1 protein-coding gene is annotated in these 286 nt (G+C 59.4%); it reads right to left on the bottom strand.

What is annotated here, in order from left to right; translation table 11 throughout:
• Window positions 1-286 (bottom strand): type 1 glutamine amidotransferase family protein (locus tag AAEZ08_RS22785; RefSeq protein WP_500125157.1); only part of this gene is annotated, 286 nt, incomplete at both ends.

Raw genomic sequence — 286 nt, 5'->3', positions numbered from 1 at the left:
CCGGCTTGCCTGCTTCAGCAAAGGCTTCAGCCAGTTCCAGCACCTGCGGATTGACGCTGCACCCGGCGCCTTCAATAGCGAAGTTCGACAGGTTTTTCGCCGCGCCAAAACCGCCGGGCACGATCAGCGCGTCAAACTCTTCGGCGCGGGCTTCTCGAATATCCTTCACCTGGCCCCGGGCAATGCGCGCCGATTCCACCAGCACGTTGCGTGATTCGGGCATTTCTTCGCCGGTCAGATGGTTGATCACATGCAACTGCGCAATATTGGGTGCAAAGCACTGCAC

Source organism: Pseudomonas sp. E45-MNA-CIBAN-0222, assembly GCF_040310405.1.
In the GTDB taxonomy this organism is placed as follows: Bacteria; Pseudomonadota; Gammaproteobacteria; order Pseudomonadales; family Pseudomonadaceae; genus Stutzerimonas; species Stutzerimonas stutzeri_AC.
This window is presented reverse-complemented; position numbering and strand designations above follow the sequence as displayed.